This window comes from Metallosphaera tengchongensis, from assembly GCF_013343295.1.
GTDB classification, from domain to species: Archaea; Thermoproteota; Thermoprotei_A; order Sulfolobales; family Sulfolobaceae; genus Metallosphaera; species Metallosphaera tengchongensis.
Window position 1 is genome coordinate 1,311,364 of sequence record NZ_CP049074.1, and the last position, 18,696, is coordinate 1,330,059.

The 18,696-nt window shown below is 42.2% G+C and carries 20 protein-coding genes; 10 read left to right on the forward strand and 10 right to left on the reverse strand.

Annotated elements, in window-relative coordinates; all coding sequences use genetic code 11:
* Position 1: 1 nt before the first annotated feature.
* Positions 2-754 carry an enoyl-CoA hydratase-related protein gene (locus tag GWK48_RS07210; RefSeq protein ID WP_174630924.1) on the reverse strand — a complete coding sequence of 251 codons (753 nt, stop codon included), beginning with the start codon at positions 752-754 and terminating at the stop codon, positions 2-4.
* Between the two features lie 353 nt (positions 755-1,107).
* Here GWK48_RS07210 and GWK48_RS07215 point away from each other — a divergent pair, with 353 nt between their 5' ends.
* Both GWK48_RS07215 and GWK48_RS07220 read left to right on the forward strand, forming a co-directional pair.
* The gene (locus tag GWK48_RS07215) at positions 1,108-1,548 is read left to right on the forward strand and encodes a hypothetical protein (RefSeq protein ID WP_174630926.1); all 441 of its coding nucleotides are present in this window, start codon (positions 1,108-1,110) and stop codon (positions 1,546-1,548) included.
* A 229-nt stretch (positions 1,549-1,777) separates the two neighbouring features.
* Positions 1,778-2,062, forward strand: coding sequence for a hypothetical protein (locus GWK48_RS07220; RefSeq protein ID WP_174630928.1), 285 nt, complete (start codon positions 1,778-1,780; stop codon positions 2,060-2,062).
* A gap of 137 nt (positions 2,063-2,199) precedes the next feature.
* On the opposite strand, the gene GWK48_RS07225 is transcribed toward GWK48_RS07220, so the two are convergent.
* From GWK48_RS07225 to GWK48_RS07255, 7 genes are all read right to left on the reverse strand, one after another.
* A complete protein-coding gene (locus tag GWK48_RS07225; RefSeq protein WP_174630930.1) occupies positions 2,200-2,889 on the reverse strand; it encodes a succinate dehydrogenase/fumarate reductase iron-sulfur subunit in 690 nt (229 codons plus the stop codon).
* A gap of 5 nt (positions 2,890-2,894) precedes the next feature.
* Positions 2,895-3,218 (reverse strand): succinate dehydrogenase, encoded by a 324-nt coding sequence (locus GWK48_RS07230; RefSeq protein ID WP_174630932.1) that lies wholly within the window; start codon positions 3,216-3,218, stop codon positions 2,895-2,897.
* Entirely contained in the window at positions 3,215-3,622 is a 408-nt protein-coding gene (gene sdhC, locus GWK48_RS07235) for a succinate dehydrogenase, cytochrome b556 subunit (protein ID WP_246263772.1), read from the reverse strand. The genes GWK48_RS07230 and sdhC overlap by 4 nt, the downstream gene beginning before the upstream one ends.
* A complete protein-coding gene (locus tag GWK48_RS07240; protein WP_174630934.1) occupies positions 3,623-5,344 on the reverse strand; it encodes an FAD-binding protein in 1,722 nt (573 codons plus the stop codon).
* Positions 5,334-5,915: a FumA C-terminus/TtdB family hydratase beta subunit gene (locus GWK48_RS07245; RefSeq protein WP_174630936.1), complete on the reverse strand. Its 582-nt coding sequence runs from the start codon at positions 5,913-5,915 to the stop codon at positions 5,334-5,336. Before GWK48_RS07245 ends, GWK48_RS07240 begins: the two co-directional genes overlap by 11 nt.
* 5 nt (positions 5,916-5,920) lie before the next feature.
* The gene (locus GWK48_RS07250) at positions 5,921-6,808 is read right to left on the reverse strand and encodes a fumarate hydratase (protein ID WP_174630938.1); all 888 of its coding nucleotides are present in this window, start codon (positions 6,806-6,808) and stop codon (positions 5,921-5,923) included.
* Between the two features lie 200 nt (positions 6,809-7,008).
* Positions 7,009-8,370, reverse strand: coding sequence for an MFS transporter (locus GWK48_RS07255; protein ID WP_174630940.1), 1,362 nt, complete (start codon positions 8,368-8,370; stop codon positions 7,009-7,011).
* Positions 8,371-8,583: 213 nt separating this feature from the next.
* Between GWK48_RS07255 and GWK48_RS07260 the strand changes: the two genes are divergently transcribed.
* The 5 genes from GWK48_RS07260 to GWK48_RS07280 all read left to right on the forward strand — a co-directional run bounded on the left by GWK48_RS07260 (position 8,584) and on the right by GWK48_RS07280 (position 13,187).
* On the forward strand, positions 8,584-9,558 hold the full coding sequence (locus GWK48_RS07260) for an Ldh family oxidoreductase (RefSeq protein ID WP_174630942.1): 975 nt from the start codon (positions 8,584-8,586) through the stop codon (positions 9,556-9,558).
* Between the two features lie 285 nt (positions 9,559-9,843).
* Positions 9,844-10,128: a UxaA family hydrolase gene (locus GWK48_RS07265; protein ID WP_174630944.1), complete on the forward strand. Its 285-nt coding sequence runs from the start codon at positions 9,844-9,846 to the stop codon at positions 10,126-10,128.
* Positions 10,125-11,285: a UxaA family hydrolase gene (locus tag GWK48_RS07270; RefSeq protein WP_174630946.1), complete on the forward strand. Its 1,161-nt coding sequence runs from the start codon at positions 10,125-10,127 to the stop codon at positions 11,283-11,285. Before GWK48_RS07265 ends, GWK48_RS07270 begins: the two co-directional genes overlap by 4 nt.
* A gap of 32 nt (positions 11,286-11,317) precedes the next feature.
* The gene (locus GWK48_RS07275; protein ID WP_174630948.1) at positions 11,318-12,466 is read left to right on the forward strand and encodes a mandelate racemase/muconate lactonizing enzyme family protein; all 1,149 of its coding nucleotides are present in this window, start codon (positions 11,318-11,320) and stop codon (positions 12,464-12,466) included.
* A gap of 25 nt (positions 12,467-12,491) precedes the next feature.
* The gene (locus tag GWK48_RS07280) at positions 12,492-13,187 is read left to right on the forward strand and encodes a GntR family transcriptional regulator (RefSeq protein WP_174630950.1); all 696 of its coding nucleotides are present in this window, start codon (positions 12,492-12,494) and stop codon (positions 13,185-13,187) included.
* A gap of 2 nt (positions 13,188-13,189) precedes the next feature.
* Here GWK48_RS07280 and GWK48_RS07285 read toward each other — a convergent pair whose 3' ends face one another.
* Positions 13,190-14,614: an APC family permease gene (locus tag GWK48_RS07285; RefSeq protein ID WP_174630952.1), complete on the reverse strand. Its 1,425-nt coding sequence runs from the start codon at positions 14,612-14,614 to the stop codon at positions 13,190-13,192.
* 506 nt (positions 14,615-15,120) lie between these two features.
* Between GWK48_RS07285 and GWK48_RS11675 the strand changes: the two genes are divergently transcribed.
* Positions 15,121-15,246, forward strand: a complete 126-nt coding sequence (locus tag GWK48_RS11675; protein WP_281359962.1) for a hypothetical protein — start codon at positions 15,121-15,123, stop codon at positions 15,244-15,246.
* 332 nt (positions 15,247-15,578) lie between these two features.
* On the opposite strand, the gene GWK48_RS07290 is transcribed toward GWK48_RS11675, so the two are convergent.
* Complete coding sequence (locus GWK48_RS07290) at positions 15,579-16,190, reverse strand: helix-turn-helix domain-containing protein (RefSeq protein ID WP_174630954.1); 612 nt, start codon at positions 16,188-16,190, stop codon at positions 15,579-15,581.
* 463 nt (positions 16,191-16,653) lie between these two features.
* Between GWK48_RS07290 and GWK48_RS07295 the strand changes: the two genes are divergently transcribed.
* Positions 16,654-17,823 (forward strand): MFS transporter, encoded by a 1,170-nt coding sequence (locus GWK48_RS07295; RefSeq protein ID WP_174630956.1) that lies wholly within the window; start codon positions 16,654-16,656, stop codon positions 17,821-17,823.
* A gap of 291 nt (positions 17,824-18,114) precedes the next feature.
* Positions 18,115-18,639 (forward strand): type 1 glutamine amidotransferase domain-containing protein, encoded by a 525-nt coding sequence (locus tag GWK48_RS07300; protein ID WP_174630958.1) that lies wholly within the window; start codon positions 18,115-18,117, stop codon positions 18,637-18,639.
* Positions 18,640-18,696 lie beyond the last annotated feature (57 nt).

Below are 18,696 nucleotides of genomic sequence, written 5' to 3' on the forward strand. Positions count from 1 at the left end.
CTCACTCACCCCTAAATTGAGGCTTTCTCTTCTCTAGAAAAGCCTTCACCCCCTCCTTGAAGTCTGCAGTTGTACCCAAGTACCCTTGCATTGCCGACTCGTACTCCAGGAACTCGTCTAGGTCATGAAATAGGGCCCTGTTCAACAGCCTCTTCGAAGCGGAGTAGGACTTAAAGGGTCCAGAAGATATCTCCTCGGCCAACTTCAGAGCGTCCTCCAATGGGTTATCGGAAAGTCTAACAATCCCCTGTTGGCTCATCTCCTCAGCAGTGATTTCCCCGCCCAAGAGGAGTTTCTCCAGAAACTTAGTACCTCCAAGTCTAGGCAACATCAAGGCCAACCCTGTGTCAGGAGCTAACCCTATGTTGTGGAACGCCGTGACAAACTTTACGTTCTTTGAAGCTAACCTGATATCACAGGCTAAGGAGAGACTTATACCAGCTCCAGCAACTACGCCAGATATTGCAGAAATGAATATCTTTGGAGAAAACCGTATCTCCCTTAGGATTGGATAGAAACTGTTCCTCAAGTCCTCAGTCAAGTCATCAGACACGGACGAGATGTCAGCCCCCACTGAGAAGGCCCTTCCAGAGCCTGTTATCACTGCCACTCTCTTGGTAGGGTCTGAGTTGAACTTCCTCAGGTAGCCAAGGAGCTCCTCCCTCAACTCAAGGTTCAGCGCGTTGAGCTTTTCAGGTCTGTTTAAGACGAGTAGTAAAACGGAACCTCTTTCTTCAAACTGAACCGACGGCATTATGATAGGTTCATGTTCATATATATAAAACTTGGTTTATATAAATATCAGGGATAGTCCAGATTCAATTAAGGAAAGCCTCGACCTTTAGAGCGGGGGAGGAAGTCTGTGCATCAGCTAGGGGGAGATAACTAATCTGGATTTCTTTTGGTGAAATTCTCATTCTAACGTCAATTTCATTCTGTACACTGAGACGCGAGGTAGCTCTCCATCTGTTATTCCTTGTAAAAACAAGTAAATGGAGGACTCTATGAGCATAACCTTAATCGATGCCTCAATATCCTGTTAATATACCCTTAACATTAAGGGGATTATATTTTATCTTTTCTGGAAGAAAATGTATTTGTGAGAAGATGCCTCAACAGTATTCACTTTACCGATCGGAAAACAAAAAGGACGAGCTTATTGAGAAGACGTTAGAAGTGTCTTTGGGCGGTGGTACATTCTATCTCGATGTCCCTAGAAATCCAATGGTTTATGTCTCCGAAACTAAGGGTATAATATACATCAACGGATCATCGTATTGGGATTCCATCATGTACATGTTTAGGGATATAAAGGGCGAATTTACCAGGTACATTACAGTGTTGGCACAATCCCTAGGAAAGACACCCATCTCAACTAGAGATGAACTTCTTGAGGTGGATGAAAACAAGGGAGTTGAGAAGAGAAAGTATTCCATAAACGTTTATGATATTGAAGTGGGATTTTACTATAACGTTTATCTACCCCAAGGCACGAGGAACGGTTTCATCGAAATAATACCATTCTTTATGCAGAAATCAAAACACTGATCAAAGAGATCACTTGATATTCCTCCTGTTCTTGATAAAAGTCCTTTAAAAACTTAGACTGTTCTCAGCAAGATCTCTAATTTATCGTAACATATAATAGTAAATCTAAAACTCTCTTCATGAAACCACAATCTCTTTTCTTTACCATTTATGGAGATTATGTTGTAAAAAATTAAAAAGAGCCTGTCTCTCTCAGGATTGATAAGGCTAATGGTCTACTTTGGTTTCAGTGGAGCAGGGATTAGCCCATGGCATTATGACCAGAAAAATTAGTCTTTTACACTTAGAGAAGCTAAGAAATATGTTAGGCGATAGCAATCAGGATTTGAACCTTATCTGGAAGCAGGAGAATCTTCAGTTAATTTGGTTAAGTGGTATGGCTAAGAAAGTAGTTAGTGAAGCCCTAACTAGGTTTTCATATAATATTAAACCCTTAGCCAATCAGCTTAAAAAAGATCTAGGGATTGAAACTGATGACGTCGAATTTCTGAAGAAACCAACATTTCTTCATTAAACATTAAAAAGGTCACTTCTAGGAAGTTTAATATATTTGAATTTAATGAATTACTTCCGCTTATCCTTCAACATCCCTTGCCCTAAATCTCGCTCGCTAATTCATCACTATAAAATTTAAAAAGTAGAGTTACTTTATTACTTCTTCCCTCCACGAATCAGAAGAGATTTTACCAGCTGAATAGATAGGGAAGGATCTACTCCCTTAGGACATACTGCTGAGCATGACCCAGCGACCCTGCAAGACCACACTCCGTCTACGGTATCTAAACTGGCTAACCTCTCCTTATTTATATCCCTTGAATCTGCACTATACCTGTACGCTACGTTAATTGCTGCAGGACCTGGAAACTCCTTATTCGTTGCTACGATGGGACAAGCGGAGTAGCAGAGAGCACATTGTATACAGTAATTGAACTGTAGGTACTTCTTCACCTCTTCATCCTTTTGCCTATATGGTTTAGTTGGAGTTTCCTGCTCAGAATCCGAAATAAGGTAAGGTTTAACTGACTTGTATTTCTTGAAGAAATCCCCAAGATCTGGCACTAAACCCCTAATTGTCCTGAGATTTCTCAAGGGTTCGACCTCTATCTCGTTAGGAAGACCTTTCACCTTAGTGAGACAGGCTAACCTAGGCCTCCCATTCACTATCATACCACAAGAGCCGCAAAGAGCCATCCTGCACGAGTACCTCAAAACTAGTGACGGGTCTTTTTCTTCTCTGATTTTGAGGAGAAGCTCTAAGACCGTTGTGTAATCGTCTATTTCACTTTCATTTACCTCGTAACTTCTTACCCCTTTCCCGTCGTGAACTTTAAGTCTTCTCATTCAATTCACCTTATTGTCATGACACCTATAACCAAAACGAGAAGGAAAATTATTCCCACAAAAATCTGAGTAAGGAGTACTGACGTTTTTTTACTTCCAACGTCCCTAAGGAATCTTCGTATTCCTAAACTTGAGTGAACTAATACTAAGCCTAGGAGGATCAAAAGAGAAACTGAGTAGGGAGAGGGTGAAAGCTCCTTAATAACCGTCCCGTAAGCTACGTTATTTTCAAGTCCCCCCGAGGATAGCGAGAGCAAGTGAACCACGACTAGAGCGAAAATACCAATCCCGGTTACGTATACCATTAGCCTGATGGACGACTCCTTCATACTAATATCACCAAACCCGCAAGGATAGTGAGCGCTATTCCAATAATTCCCATTGCCAACACGTAAATCTGATGCCTCTTTCCCGTTAACCACACGGTGTATGGGTACTCCTGCTCCTTCGGTTTAGTGAGAAGTACTCCGGTTTCTATCAACATAATTCTCACACCGTTTATACCATGGAAGATAAGCGAGGCTGTGACGATTATTAATAATATTTTCCCTAAGATGCTCGAATCCAACAACAAGAGAGAGTTCCAAGTTCCTCTACCATAAACTACCTCGTGAACGAAAATAACATGACCGACTATGAAGAAAGTCAGTATCCAACCGGTTATCCTGTGAAAAAGGAAAAGTACCCTTTCCTTGTTCCATCCGAATACCCTGAACCACTCCCTCATACCCATTCAGTACACCCTCTCCGTAGGTTTCCATTTCGTTACGGTCACGGGAACGTAGGAAACCAATGGGCCATCCCTAGTGTATGATGCAAGACTATGCTTTAGGAAATTTCCGTCATCCCTGGAAGGGAAGTCCTGTCTGAAGTGAGCCCCTCTAGACTCCTTTCTGTAAAGAGCAGAGGTTGCTATCACCTCAGCAAGATCCAGCAAATTAAGGACTTCGTGAGCGTGAACCCACTCCAGATTATATTCAAACGCTCTGTCTCTCACGTACATGTCCCTTGAGGCTTCCTTGAGATCTCTTATTGTCTTTATTGCTTCCATCAGATCTCTTTCGTTCCTAAACACCCCGACTTTTTCCTCCATTACGTCCTGAAGTTTGTTTCTTATCTCGTAAGGAGTGACAGCACCTCTCTCCTTCTTGACAACGTTAAATGAAGACTCAACGTACTTATCTATGTCTTCAACTGGTTTGTCCATGAGTTCTCCGTCAAGAGCCATAACGTAGTTGAAGGCTGATTTACCGGCCCACTTTCCTGTCACTAAACAGGCTGGAAGAGAGTTGGATCCTAGCCTATTTGCGCCATGTAAACTTACGTTTGCCACTTCCCCAGCAGCGAAGACGCCCTTTAACGTAGTGCTGAGTTCTGTCCCCATTACGTGAATACCCCCCATCGAGTAATGGGCTGCAGGTAGAACCGGAATTGGTTCTTCAAGAGGATCCTTACCAAGGAACTGTATTGAGTTCTCCCTAAACGTTTTATATATGCTCTTTAGCCTTTCCTCGCCTACTGGTCTAGTGTCGAGGAGGACGGCCTTCACACCTCGTGGGCCCTCGACCCCTTTCCCTTCGCTTATTTCCGTAAATATTGCCCTTGTAACAATGTCCCTGGCTGCAAGCTCCATCTTTCTTGGGGCATACTTTTTCATAAACCTTTCACCGTCAGAGTTAAGCAGAAGAGCCCCATGCCCACGTAAAGCTTCAGTAGCTGGTATTCCATAAGGAATCATGGTGGTTGGTAACCATTGTATGAACTCCATGTCTTTCAAAGGTATTCCTGCCCTGTAGGCCATGGCTAGTCCGTCCCCAGTCACCGTGTGGGAGTATGTCACGTATTTGTATATTCTCCCAACGCCACCAGTAGCAACAATGAGAGCCTTAGCCTTGAAATATACGAAATTCCCCGTAGCCCTCTCCATGGTCAGAAGACCATTGAACCTACCTTCGTTAGCTAGTATGGCTGTAGCGAAGAATTCATGATAAAACCTTATGTTATCCCCCTTCAAGGCCCTGTCATATAGTGTTTTCATGAGGAAAAATCCAGTTCTATCGTAAGCGAAATACGTTCTAGGCACCTCATGGGCTCCAAAGGACCTAGCTAGGAGGTTCCCTTCCTGATCTCTCGCCCATGGCATTCCCCAATGTTCTAGTTGAATGATTTCGCCTGGGGCGTCCATGACGAACTGCTGTACTGCGTCTTGATCTGCTAAGAAGTCGGACCCCTTAACAGTGTCATAAGCGTGCTGCTCAAACGAGTCCCCCTCTCTCATCACGGCAGCGGCACCTCCCTCTGGTGCCACAGAGTGGGATCTCATCACTTGGACTTTAGAGATCACGGCGACCTCATATTTTCCTCTCGACAATTTATCGAATTCTATGGCAGCCCTAAGCCCAGCTAAGCCGCTCCCTAGAACAACAAGGTCAGTGTTGACAACTTCAGCTTTCACTTTGATCTCCCTGTAAAGCCCTCAAGTTGGCTAGAACCTTATTCTTAACGTTAAGAGGTAAGTTCTCTCCATCATTGTCGATGGCCACGAAAGCAGGACCCAGATCCTTGACCTCAACCTCAAATAGGGCCTCTCCTCGCAGGTCCTCCCACCACACATTGAGTACTCTCTCTATGGACGACGTAGCAATGGCTGCTGCCCCACCAACGAAGAGGAAATACGCTGCATTGTTTCTCTGGAAGTGAGAGTTCATTTTCTCTCCCAGTTCTCCTTTCCCTATGATACCCTTTACCCCATATTTACTTAGAAGGGAAGGGATGTATTTTTCCATTCTTTGCGAAGTTGTGACGCCCACTGAGAGTATTACGTACCTATCCATTTCCTTAGCGAAACTCGGAGCTCCAAAGAAGATGACTTGGTTCCTTAGATCAACTGGTGGAGAGACCCCCTCCTCAAATATCCTCCTTAAGGTCGCGTCTCTCATTATATAAATTTTACCTGAAAAATAGACTTGATCTCCCAATTCTAACGTGCTAACTACCTCATCTTTTAAAGGAGTGTGAATTTCCATAAAGATCACTCCAGGTAATGCACTTCACCATTGCTCTCTATCTCAGCCTCGGCTCTCTCTCCACGCCAGCATTGAATATTTACGGCGACCGGGAGGCTGCTTATATGCGTCTCCGCCACCTCAACGTTTACGCCAAGAGCTGTGAAACGGCCACCCAGACCCATAGGCCCTACACCGAGCATGTTAACAGCTTCGAAAAGCTCCCTTTCCAATTTTGAAGCTTCAAGATCTTTGCTTCTAGAACCTAGGGGTCGAATAATAGCCTTCTTAGCTAGATACGTTACACTCTCAAAATCTCCCCCTATTCCCACACCAACGATATATGGCGGACAACCCTTCCCTCCAGCATTTGCTACTGTTTCGAGAACGAATTTTTTAACTCCAGCAATTCCGTCGGCAGGCCTCAGCATAGCCAGGGAACTCATGTTCTCTGAACCGGAGCCTTTTGGTATAGCCACAATCTTTACTTTGTCTTCCAGAGCTTCGTTGAGTTCTATGTGAATCACAGGGGAATTTTGCCCTGTATTGTCACCGGTGTTTACCCTGGATATCGGATGAACCATATTTGGCCTTAAGTGATACTTCAAAGTGGCGTTTCTAACGCCATCTTTCACGCTTTTTCTTAACTTAACGAGAGAGATGTCTATATCCCCAACTTCAACGAGGTAAACCGGGGTTCCTGTATCCTGACAAACCAGGATGTTCCTTTTGGTTGCTACCTCTATGTTTCTTAGTATAGTGGATAGAACTTTCTTCCCTAACTCCTCCTCTTCGACTTCATATGCCTCCTTTATCTTTCTCACCACATCAGTGGGAATGACCTTAAGGGCTTTGTAGTAAAGAGACTCAGAAACACTAGACACCACTTCATAAAAACTTGAACTTACGTTCATTGGATAAGTATATATTATAATGGTATATATACCTTTTCGTATACAATTCAAGATACGAGAAAATTATTCAATTTTAATAAAATTTCTATGATCAGCTTCACCAAGCCCATCATGGAATACATCCCATGCTAAATTGAATGCTTTGAGTATCTGATGAAACCCAAATGAAGTCTTGAAAAAAATTAGCTTATACCTTGACCTTACTTCCATAATTGTTCCAAGGACTTACCTTTGGTCTCAGGCATCATTATCACCGTGGCTATGAGCGCAACTATTGACGCTGCCATCATTACATAGAGGGAATCGTGAAAAGACATCAGCGGGAATACGGCAGTCGAAAACGTAGCAGCTATTATCCTAGATACTCCCTGCTTCCATCCCTCCATTGTACCTCTTATTCTAGTTGGTGCCAACTCCGCTGAGAGATCCAGATGGAGTCCTCCTTGAAAGTTCAGAAATAGTGCAAGTAATGAATAGATTATCAGTAACGCTACTTTTCCTACTGTGCTTGGTATAAATATCAGTGCCAGGAAAGCCAAGATGCTTCCTATCCATCCAATGTTAGCCATGGGTTTCCGTCCTACCCTGTCAATGGTATAGGCTATTATTAATATTGCAATGATATTCTCTATCCAGAATAGGGCTGACGCAGTTTCTACAGGAACCTTCAATGACGTGGCAAAGAGAGAGCTAAGGACGCCCGCAGCCACGAAGGCTATTTGATATCCTGTATAGTAAATTGCTATAAAGGCTGAATTCTTTGAAAACTTGGTAAGAAGTTCCTTATAATATGTGTTTCTGATCTTCTCAGGCCTAGCAGATCTTATCAAGGTTTTCTCCTGATCGGTGAGAGGTCTCTCAATTATCCCCTCGACTACTTTAATAGCTTCATCTACCCTGTTCTGTTCCAATAACCATCTTGGGGACTCTGGGCTTCCTAACCTAGCTACTGCTATAATTAGAGCTGGAATTATAGCTGAAGCAAGGGCTATCTTCCAGGCATCTGGACCAGCAACACTCAAGAGCCAGTAGCCCACCAAAATCGCAGCCAGCGCACCTAGTGGATAGAAAAGAATATCATAAGCCATGAACTTGCCCCTTGATTTCACAGGAACGAATTCGGATAGGTAAGAACTAGATATGGGGTAGTCAAGTCCGACACCTATTCCTACCAGAAGCCTCAAGGCAAATAGCATGTACCCATTGATGGAGAACGCGGATATTCCAGCTATAACGACGAAAAATATTAGATCGAGTATGAACATGGTTTTCCTTCCAATTTTATCAACGAGATAGCCGGAGATTAGCGCACCTATACCTGTCCCTATGACAACTGCAACTCCAATAGCAGTTAATAGAAACGCCGTCAAATGGAAGGAGGTCCTTAATTGACCGAGCACAGGGGTAAGGACCACTGTATTGTACGCATCCACGAAAACTCCTCCACCTACCAGGAGAAGCATCTTATAGTGAAACCACTTCTCCCTAGATAGATCTAAGTTACTGAAGAGCCTTTCCTTTACTTCATCCCACGAAAGTGCCTTATCTGCCATTTCACTCATTTTACATTGCAAATGGTAGTATTTATTTTTTAATTATATGTTACATCTTATGAGGTATACGATTTTGAGTTATCTATTTTATACATCATTATAGATCTACTAAGAGATTATACTGCCTTGATGAGTTCAAATTTACGAAAGGCCTACGTCTAATTGGGGTCGAATGACCTAGCATAAGAACATTTAAACTGTATTTTGAACTGTATACGACATATGAAATTAAGGGCTGGAGAACTAAAGGACACAGTAATGGAAATCTTAAACAAGAGGAATGTGGAATCGGCTGATGTCATTGCCGACCATATGGTAGAAGCTGAACTCCGTGGTCACTCGTCTCATGGAGTTCAGAGATTGATCCCATTGGTCAAGGGAGTGGAATTGGGTACTATAAGAAGTAAACTGGAGTATAAGGTACTGGAAGAAACAAAGACCTCCAAGTTAATAGATGCCATGGGAAGCGTTGGAATGGTAATTTGGAATAAATTAATCCAGGAGAAGTTTGAGGATCCAATTTCAATAATTTCCACAAGGAATGCTTCCCATATAGGGTTCTTAGGTTACTATACGGAGAAGTTGGCCAGGAGAGGACTTGTTTCCATAATGTTTGGTAACGCTGAGCCCGCAGTGGTATTTCCAGGAAGCGCTAAAAGGGTCCTTTCCACTACTCCCATTTCCATCTCCATACCATATGACCCACCCATAGTCTTGGACATGGCCCTCTCGGCGACCTCCAGAGGAAAGATAATCGAGGCCAATAGAAAAGGACTTAAACTAGAGCCAGGATTAGCGGTAGACGAGAATGGAAATTACACCTTGGATCCAGACAAGGCGCTAAAGGGAGGTATACTCCCTCTTGGTGGAGTTAAGGGATTCTATCTTATGCTACTCCTTGAGTTAGTTACATCCTTTCTAAGCGGTTGTGCCGTAGGACCTGACGTGAGGGGAGTTCTGAATACCGAGAACCCTCCCAACAAGGGTGAAGTTTTGATAGTCATAAATCCATCCTACTTTGCCCATAATACAGAGAGCATTATCAAGTTGAGAACAATTCTAAATATGGAGCTCCCTGGTGAACATTCTCAAAAAATAAAAAAATTGAAACTTGTTGAAGGTGTGAATATCGATGACGAGCTGTGGACAAACCTGATTAACCTGAGGGACAAGGTTCCTTATTTCACATCAAATTAGAATTTATAATCTAGTAATTTTTATACTGCAGTTTAACAGTTATAAACCAACTAGTTTTCAAAGTTAACTCTTCATCATGATAATTTCCTGTGAGATTAGAGAAACACTTTACCCATTACCGACTGAACTTGGGTTGTAAAGCGACTGGCGGATAACTCTACCACTTTGGATGGTGTTACGAAAAAGAAATGATCTAACAATTCGACTGTTCTAGAATGGATAAGTTAACGTATACAGTATCGTATATACATAAAGTATATTAATAACTGACATATTCTTAATATTATGGCGAGAGGTCTTATTCATTCGGATCAGGATAACGTCTGCGTAGCCACAACAGACATAAAGAAAGGGGAGGAAGTCCTATGTGCGTATTTGGAAGGTAATTCGCACTTAATAGTGAAAAGCGTGGACGATATCCCGCTAGGACATAAAATTGCGGTAAAGGATGTAAGGCAAGGAGAAAAGGTGATCAAATACGGACGTCCCATTGGGGTTGCCACGCAAAGTATCTCCAAAGGTCAACACGTCCACGTTCACAATCTTAAGTCCATGAGGTGGGGTAAATGATAACCATTAACGGTTACGTAAGGGAAAACGGGGCCGTTGGGGTCAGAAATCACGTGTTAGTTTTACCCTTGGACGATCTCTCCAATTCAGCTGCCGTTGGGGTATCAAAGCTAGTAAACGGGGTGATTTCAGTTCCCCATCCCTACGGGAGATTGCAATTTGGGAGAGATCTCGATCTATTTTTCCACGTCTTAGCTGGAAGTGGGGCAAACCCCAACGTTGCGGGGGCAATCGTAATTGGTATAGAGGACAATTGGGCCAACAAGGTAGCTGATGAGATAGCGAAGACAGGAAAGCCTGTGGAAGTCTTTCCCATAGAGGGATACGGAGATCTAAAAACAATTGAAAAAGCTTCAAGGAAAGCAAAGGAAATGGTGCAAGAGGCTAGCGAGAAGAGGAGGACTGAGGTTGATATATCGTCCATTACCATGAGCATAAAGTGCGGTGAGTCAGATACCACTTCAGGTCTCGCCTCTAACCCGGCTGTGGGAGTAGTCGTGGACAAGATGGTTGATCTGGGAGCTACAGTTATGTTCGGCGAGACGTCAGAACTTACCGGAGCAGAAGACATTGTTGCTGAAAAAATGGCGAATCAAGCATTAAGGAAGAAATTCCTTAAGATATACAAGGAGTACATAGACGTAATTGAAAGGGAGGGAGTTGACCTATTAGGGTCTCAACCAACCCAGGGAAACATAAAGGGAGGGCTTTCCACAATAGAGGAGAAAGCTCTGGGGAACATCCAGAAACTGGGTCACAGGAAGGTCAACTGCGTTCTGGATTACCTTGATCCCCTAAATAAGGAAAGGGGAGGTACTTTGTGTTTCGTCAACACATCATCTGCAGCTGCGGAAGCCGTGACGCTCTTCGCCGCAAAAGGTTCCGTCCTTCATCTCTTCACAACAGGCCAAGGAAACATAGTAGGTCATCCTCTGATTCCTGTGATCAAAATTACCGCAAATCCCAAAACGGCCAAGCTCATGAGTGAGCACATAGACGTTGACGTTTCCGACCTCCTTGACCTAAAGGTCTCCTTGGAGGAGGCTGGGGAGAGAATTTACAATTACACGCTGAAGGTAGCTAACGGCAGATTGACCGCAGCCGAAGTGCTCCACCACGAAGAGTTTTCACCAATTAAATTGTATATCAGTGCGTAATTTTTTTAGATAAAATTGAAGGTGAGAGCTGAATGGAAATTTCCATTTTTCCTCTTTCTATTCCATTTTCTATAACCAATTCAGATTTCTCCGATTCATGGTCAGTCCAACTTTACGTGAAGGTTAAGATGGGAGAGACTGTCGGATGGGGAGAGACAGGCGTATTCGGAAGTGGAATTTTAAATGCATACTCATCGGTCCTGAACGATTTAATATTACCATTCCTCGAGAATCGTGAAGCAGAATCACCCTCTGAAGTAGAAACTGACCTAGAAAAGATAATGTTCACCGCTGGGAACTGCGGTGTCGTAACAGGAGCCATAAGCTCAGTTGAGATGGCATTATGGGATATAAAGGCCAAGGAGCTAAGAACCTCCCTATCCAACCTGGTGGGAGGTAAAGTCAGGGAAAGAGTCCCTGCGTATGGCAGTTTTCCAAGGTACAGTTCCATGAAAAATCTAATGGATGCTGTACTTTACGCCACGAGGAAGGGGTTCGATCAGATCAAGTTACACCAGTCCCCTTCAACTGTTGAGGAAAGCCTAAAGGAAATAAGGGAGAAGATAGGATTCGACCTTAAGATTGCGCTAGATATTAACGCTCCCTTCGATCTCAAAAAGGCTAAGGAATTTTCTGATTATGTCAGTAGATATGAAATTGAATGGATTGAGGAACCCATTTGGCCTCCCGATGACTATGACTCCCTCAGTAAGCTATGCGAATACTCCTCAGTTCCCATAGCTGCTGGAGAGAACGAGTACTCCATTAACGGTTTCAAGAGGTTACTCCAAACTGGAATTTCTTACCTCCAGCCTGACATTGCTAAAATAGGAGGAGTAAGCAAGTTCCTGAAAGTTATTGACCTAGCTTCAAGCTTCAACGTTAGTGTTGCCCCACATGACAGACCAGACTCTTCTCTTCTGTCCCTAGCCTACACCCTTCAGATAGCCTCAGCGAGACCGGAGATAAACACAATAGAGTATACCATCTCTAATTTTCCTAAGGATCTCTACACACATGTTCCTCCTCTCGAGAAGGGCGAAGTAGCGGTGCCCAGTGGAGTAGGCGTAGGGGTAGATATAATCGAGGAATCACTGAAAAATTATACATACACAAACAAAATAAGAATCCTACCTTTCTCTGATCTCGAGACTAAAATGATTAAAAGGGGGAAAATTTAATAAAAAGGTATTCAGATTTGTATTCATGTTCAATACTTTAAGCGAAGTAGCGTATGAAGAAATCCTCAAGAGGATACTACGGGGAGAATATGGACAAGGACAGTCCCTTACTGAGGATAAATTGTGCAAGGATCTAAGCATGAGTAGAACCCCTGTGAGGGAAGCGTTAAAGATACTGGAGTCCGAGGGAATAGTAAAAAAGAACAACAGGTCCTTTACAGTTATTTACATAACTTCAGACGAGGTCGATAAGCTATATGAGGTTAGGATACCTCTAGAGTCTACAGCAAGTAAACTAGCAGCCATAAGGGCTACAAGCGAGGATATTCAGGAAATGGAGGCGATTCTCAAGCTAGTTGAAGAGGAAACTTACAAGGACAGTCCAGATCCGGTTAAACTCGCCGATTTAAACGGACAATTCCACGATAAGGTTGCAAAGTCAAGTTCGAACCCCTTCTTATACTCTTACCTGAGAGAGATCAGATTAAAGTTAAGAATTGTAAGGTTAACGTTATTCACTAGTTTTGACAGGAGGATGGAGGAGTTGAAAGAGCACAGGGAAATATTTAACGCAATAAAGAATAGGGATCCAGAGGGGGCTTCAGAGATAATGAACCTACACGAAAGGAACGTCCTTGATTACTTAAGGTCTAAGGTGGTTCCCATTTTGTTGTCCCCTTCAGCATCAGCTAGTAGCCCATTAACGAAGGAAAAGGAATGAAATTATAGACTGTGGTCTCCAAAGGTCTTCATCCTCATTGGATATCTTCTCTTCAGTACATAGTATGTCAGTACGTGAGCCACCAGAACGGCCCAAGCAGCGTAAACTGCTATGTTTAAAGGATAAGCCGGCGCAGGATATGTACCATAGTAAATGGTTAGTAGATAAGCTATTATTGATATTATTGGGACGACGATGTGTTGTATCACCTTTAGCTTCCCTTCCTTAATCTTGTGACGCATCAGTGAGATCGCTGCAAACATGTGACCCAAAGCCACGTAAAAGGAACCGAACGTTATCAGAAATATACTTGCCTCTAGGGGGCCTAGAAGATATCCAGATATGAGACTGAGAGCACCTATTATCGCTCCCGTGAGTAAAACAGCGTTACCAGGTGCTCCGTGTCTGTTTATCTTGGATAAGGTACTGGGATAAAGCACGTTATCCCTGGCCATGCCGTAAATCATTCTACTACCGCTAGTTGCGAAAGCTATGATTGAGGAGTTAAACATAAAGGCAACAAGAACAATCAATAAATCTACAATGACCGGACTAAAATATTTACTGTAAATTACGATCATTGGGTCAGGTAAGCTGGCGTAGTTGAACATATTCCCTATTCCATAAACCGCTTCTTGTGCGTAGGAATTTAGTATTAAGCCTACACCCAATAGACCAAAACATAGAAGCAAAGCCCTCGGCATAGTTTTCTTAGGTAATTTAGCCTCTTCCGCTACCCCTATTGGTGTGGTAGCTCCACCGAAGGTTGTTATTCCAAAAATCATAGAAACTAGCACCAAGGCCAGATCCCCTTTTACGGGGGATAAAGTGAACGGAGCTACCGTATTGGTTTTACCTGCTATGAAAATCAAGGCCAGCGAGGTTAAAATAAGAAAAAGGATTGAAATAAGACCTATTGCAAGGTTGAGCATTCCTCCTGGTTTAACCCCTAGCCAAAGGATTAAAGTGACCTCCGCCGTTAAAACTAAGCTGATTAAGGCCCATAACCAAGGAAAAGACGACGCAATGGATGGGGATATGAGATAAAGGAATGAGGCTAATCCTAGAATTCCGAAGCCGGCCGAACCTGCAACTAAATACTGGTAGATGTATCCGTAGCCTACGGAGAATGAAGCTAAACTGCTATTCAACCCTCTTTTCATGATAGCGACGTAACTATATGACGAGGCTATATCCTTGCTCCACTCATAGATCACTATAAGTGTGGTTGCATAAATGAGATAGGAAAGTAAGACAACTAAAGGCATTGCACCTCCTGCAATACCTGCTATACCAACGAAATACAGAGTAGCCACGGCAATGGGAGCGTTGGCTGCTATACCGTAGCTAGCAACTAACCAGGTACCGAGAACCCCCCTCCTCAATCCTGTATCCTTCTGATTTTCAACACCTTTATTTTGATCCATAGATTCAAATAATGTATAGTCTATTATTTGCTTTTCCATACTTAAAATGTATATTAATTTTTTGTCCATCAATTAAACGTAGTTAAAGATAAAGCTTTTAAATAGTATAAATAGGCGTTGAGCCTAGTTGAGGAAATTCAACTAATGACCTATACTTCTAGTTCAGTTGTTTAATATCTATCTTATCCCTGTGGCTATTGAGTGTACATGGGGGCGGAACTGTATGGTCAGAACATGCTACCAGTCTCCATAATAGACAGTAACTTCCTTTTGGATGATTTTACCCTGGCCTTCCGTATTCTTGAGATAGGCATATGAAGTGGGACGAGTATTAAATATAGGTCTAGCCATAAAGACCTTCATGGACGATTAATTTCACTGATATTTTAATAAATTATACACCTTGCCTTTTATTGGACTAAGTACTGCCGTAGTGAGCAGTTTCAGTGAGAGTATTAAGCCTGAGAGTATTAAGCCTATATAACTCCATCTAATGTTTTTACATAATGCCGGATGTGGGTATGTATCCCGAAAGGCTTGCATATGAACAGCCCAAGATGTGCGGGTTCCCCCACTTACACGGTATCCCGTCTAGGTGGGTCGGGGTTACCCCTTGGGGCGGAGGAGGGTGAAGGAAGGCCCGCTCGACTCCCGTGAAGCCCAAGGGTTGAGGATTGATATCAAGTTATATGAGATCCGATGAAACCCAAACCCCTTAACTACTGCCCAAATAGCTCTAATTGTTGATAAAAGAACAGCGAACCTCACCCTTTAGGGCGGATAGGAGGTCAGTTCCTGGAGTTTCAATAACTGAAATGAATTATGTTTACTATCTTCTTAGAGCAATTGAGAAGGGCTTGCAGTCAAGTCTCAATGAAATCAAGTAAAACCATCCACTCGTGAATTTTTAATTTCCATGTAAATTTAAGCAAGTTAGGTGGTAATCATATGTCAAAGGTGGTTATCACATGTCAAAATTGTATGAGGTTACCATTTTGTTTATAGCGTTCCTTAAATGATAGAGAAAGTCCTGTTTTGATACACCCATGGACTTAGCTACGTCCCTGGCCTTGACGGACCTTGGATAACTGAAGTACCCCATTGAAAGAGCTACCCTTAGGGTCTCCATTTCCTTTTCAGTCAGTCCATATCCCAGAATATCCTGGAGGTCTATTTCCTCCATTGCAAACGTATCAGGCCTGAACGTTTCCACTATATTATTAATTGCAGACTTGCTTATAGACGTTATTTGCCAAGATTCTACGCCCTTATACACTCTGTTTCTAAATTCTAAAAGATTATTTGAGACATCGAGCACTACTCCTGAAATCGAGGATTTAGAGTCCTCCAAGAACTCTATAAGATAACCTCCTTTCATCTTTCTATAGCGCAATACTTCATCCACATTTTCGGAGGAACTTAGATCTTTTACTATCAAGTCTGGGGACGCAATCATCACGTTTACTTTTTTCCTATTATATTGTGATATTCTAAGGGTCAAAACTTTTGATCCCACCTTCTCTGTCCAGCATCCCTTATGCAAAATTGAAAACTTCGCCCTGTAAATCCTTTTCATTCCAACATCATTTTAGCTCCCACTTTATAAATACTCTTACCCAAATTTTTAAAGCAATGAATAAGTCAAGTTCTCTAGGTTCAGTCCTGACAAAAGATTTTCATATTAATTTCAAAATCCTTGAAAAGTTTCTATATAAACACATGAGTTATATTAGAATTAACATGGAAAAACTCAGTATACAAATATCCAACAACGTACTGTTTTCAGCCATACTATTTAGTTTCGTCTCCGTGTCCTAGAATTAGTATTTCTCAATTAAAGTAAAAAGAGAGAAGTGGACTACCTCTCCAAAGATCCCCTTTTCGGCTATGAACTAAAAAAGATATGAACTCGATACAGTTTACGCTATAGTATGGATAACATTGACCGCATGTAATGAGGATATAGGACGATCTTAAACTGAGAATAAATATATTACACGTCGCAGAAAATATTTAACTTTTAAACGACTCTTGGATCAATGCTAAAAAATTTTTACAGGTTCTGGATGGCTCGTAACATGATTAGACTGTCCTCTCTGATGTTTTCTGTGTACTTTATGTGGGAAATTGTAGAGAAATTCCACTCCATACTTGACGTAAGCCTAATCCCCACATTTTCCCTTCTTGGCTACTTCTTAGTCATATTTCCTGAGGGTTACGTGCTCGATAAGGTAAATAGGACGTTGATCCTTTTCTTTTCAAATTTTCTAGTCTTAATGTCATACTTTGTCTTATTCATGATATATAATCTACAAGTAATATATTTTGTAGACCTCCTCTCATCAATTTTCTCATTGATGTCCTCTGACGCGTTTTTCGCGTACGTGAAGGACGCAGTAGAACCTTCCCTCCTTACTAACGCAATCTCAAAAGTAACTATGGGTAGGGCCATATCCGAGATTTTTGGGGGTATACTGGGGGGCGTCTTTGCCGGATACTTTCCAGGATACTTTATCTACGCGATCCTAACCTTTTCCCTTTTAGGTACCATATTAAGTATCCCACAATATGACACTAGGGTTAGGTCTTCAAAATATGGCTATAAGGACGTTATAAGAGTGATAAAACCAGTCTCCCTATTCCTCATCCTTCTCACGGCGTTTAATGGTCTGTTCGTTTCCATAGATGCTTTAGGTTCAGGATTCTTTTATTATTATTTACATTCTACTGCTATTTATTACACGATATTTATCCTAGGATTTTCCTTAGGCTCGTTAATTGGGGGCATTATCGCTAGCAAAATAGGGAAGTCCTTGGAGAATCCCACTATGATAGTCGTTCTACTAATTCTAGTATCTTTATCCTTCTTCTGGATAACGATCTTCCAAGATCCAATGATAGAACCGTTCTTCACAGCTTCCATGGGTGTTGAGGTGTCACTGGCTGATATCCCTTTATCTGCGTTATTGATAAGAGTAATACCTAACGAAATCTTAGGTAAGTTCAACTCCCTTACTAACATACTCACCACTGGGGCGTCTCCACTTATGGCCGTTGTCTTTGGAACCCTTTCTACTTTTCTGAAAGTCACGAATATCTTTATTATAACAGGTTTTGTTATGCTAATATTATCAATTTTAAGCTATTCGTTATTCAAGAAAGCTCTCCTCCTTAAGGAGGAAGACGTTAAGAAGACCTTAGATAATTAAGACCTTAGAGGGAAATCGGGTTAATCATGAAAACAGAATTACTACAATTTCTAACGTGAAGCCTCCCGCTCAAACACGAAGCTATATAACCGTTAAGGAACTAGAGGGATAGCTATAAAAGATCAGATCCCTCTGTGAAGGATAAGTCGATCTCCACCTTATAGGCTCCCAGGCTAAGATTCTCAGGTTAATTTCATCCATAAAGAGTTTCATATCCTTCACATGACGGATGTCTTAAGGGAAGCCTCTGGACCGGTTAATCTTTTATTTTATCGCTAAAAAAACTAAGGTATGGCAGAAAAACAAGTACTTTTTGTGATAGGAGAGGAGTTCGAAGATATTGAATTCCTCTACCCTTACTATAGGGTGATCGAAGAGGGGTTTAAGCCTGTTATCGCTTGGAAGGAAGCTAAGGCTAAGGTTACTGGTAAGCATAGTTACGCTGTAGTCTCAGACATATCTTTCAAGGAAGCTAGACCCGAGGAGTACATAGCGTTAGTCATTCCAGGTGGAAGAGGGCCAGAGAACATAAGAAACAGTGAGGAGTTGAAGGTATTGACGAGAAGGTTTTTCGAGTCCAAAAAGCCAGTTGCTGCCATATGCCACGGACCACAAGTCCTAATTTCTGCGAACGTAGTTAAGGGGAGAAGACTAACTTCCTACTATTCCATAAAGGATGACGTTATTGCTGCAGGTGGTATGTATTTAGATGAGCCTGTGGTTGTCGATGAGAACTTGATATCATCTAGGCATCCAGGAGACTTGCCATACTTTGCTTCATCCTTAGTTAAAACCTTAAAGAGCGTCACGAGATGATCCACGCTTTTTAGCTCCTTGTTATAGTATTCAGGAGGTACTATTTATTTTCGTTAA